The sequence below is a fragment of the Plasticicumulans lactativorans genome (assembly GCF_004341245.1).
GTDB classification, from domain to species: Bacteria; Pseudomonadota; Gammaproteobacteria; order Competibacterales; family Competibacteraceae; genus Plasticicumulans_A; species Plasticicumulans_A lactativorans.
In genome coordinates this window covers 1-1,312 of sequence record NZ_SLWY01000058.1, presented here as the reverse complement: position 1 = coordinate 1,312, position 1,312 = coordinate 1, and the positions used below count along the sequence as shown (strand labels likewise).

The window sequence follows — 1,312 nt, the reverse complement described above, 5'->3', positions numbered from 1 at the left end:
GGGGGGAGGCGGGGCGGCTCAGCCCTGGAGCTTGCGCGGGAAGGCGTTGCGCCCGGCGTACACCGCACCGGCACCGAGCTGCTCCTCGATCGCCAGCAGCCGGTTGTACTTGGCGATGCGGTCCGAGCGGCTCAGCGACCCGGTCTTGATCTGCCGCGCCGTCGTCGCCACCGCCAGGTCGGCGATCGTGGTGTCCTCGGTCTCGCCCGAGCGGTGCGAGCTGATCGCGCTGTAGCCGGCGTCGTCGGCCATCTTGATCGCCGCCAGCGTCTCGCTCAGCGTGCCGATCTGGTTGACCTTGATCAGGATCGAGTTGGCGATGCCCTCGCGGATGCCGCGCGCGAGGATCTCGGTGTTGGTGACGAACAGGTCATCGCCCACCAGCTGGATCTTGCCGCCCAGCACCCGCGTCAGCTCCGCCCACCCGGCCCAGTCCGACTCGTCCATGCCGTCCTCGATCGACACGATCGGGTAGCGCGCGGCCAGGTCGGCGAGCACCCCGGCGAACTCGTTCGAGCTGTACGACTTGCCCTCCGAGGCGAGCACGTAGCGCCCGTCCTTGTAGAACTCCGAGCTCGCGCAGTCCAGCGCCAGCACGATGTCGCGCCCGGCCTGGTAGCCGGCCTTGTCGATCGCCTCCATCACCACTTCGAGCGCGGCCTCGTTGGAGGGCATGTCGGGGGCGAAACCGCCCTCGTCACCCACCGCGGTGTTCAGACGGCGCCCGTGCAGCACCTTCTTCAGCGCGTGGAACACCTCGGCGCCGTAGCGCAGCGCCTCGGCGAAGCTCGGCGCGCCCACCGGCATGATCATGCACTCCTGGAAGTCCACGGAGTTGTCGGCGTGCGCGCCGCCGTTGAGGATGTTCATCATCGGCGTGGGCAGCACGTACGGGCCGGCCGGGTTGATCTGCCGGTACAGCGGCACGCCGTTCTCCGCCGCCGCGGCGTGCGCCAGCGCGAGCGACACGCCGAGGAGCGCGTTCGCCCCCAGGCGGCCCTTGTTCGGGGTGCCGTCGAGCGCGATCAGCTTGGCGTCCACGCCGGCCTGGTCCTGCCCCTCGTGGCCGCGCAGCGCGGCGAGGATCTCGCCGTTGACGTGCCCGACCGCCTTGCGCACGCCCTTGCCGAGATAGCGCGCCGGGTCACCGTCGCGCAGCTCCACCGCCTCGCGCGTGCCGGTCGACGCCCCCGACGGCACCGAGGCCAGCCCCCGCGCCCCCGAGGCCAGCTCGATCTCCACCTGCACGGTGGGGTTGCCGCGCGAATCCAGTATCTCGCGACCATGAATCGTCTTGATGGCGGACATGCGA

General features: G+C 70.7%; 1 protein-coding gene. It reads right to left on the bottom strand.

Annotated features, from left to right (window positions below; translation table 11 throughout):
• Positions 1-18: 18 nt before the first annotated feature.
• On the bottom strand, positions 19-1,308 hold the full coding sequence (gene eno, locus EV699_RS19745; protein WP_132546055.1) for a phosphopyruvate hydratase: 1,290 nt from the start codon (positions 1,306-1,308) through the stop codon (positions 19-21).
• Positions 1,309-1,312: the final 4 nt, after the last annotated feature.

Excerpts from the sequence above, each read along its gene's own strand:
- eno (WP_132546055.1), bottom strand. The coding sequence starts at position 1,308 with ATGTCCGCCATCAAGACGATTCATGGTCGCGAGATACTGGATTCGCGC.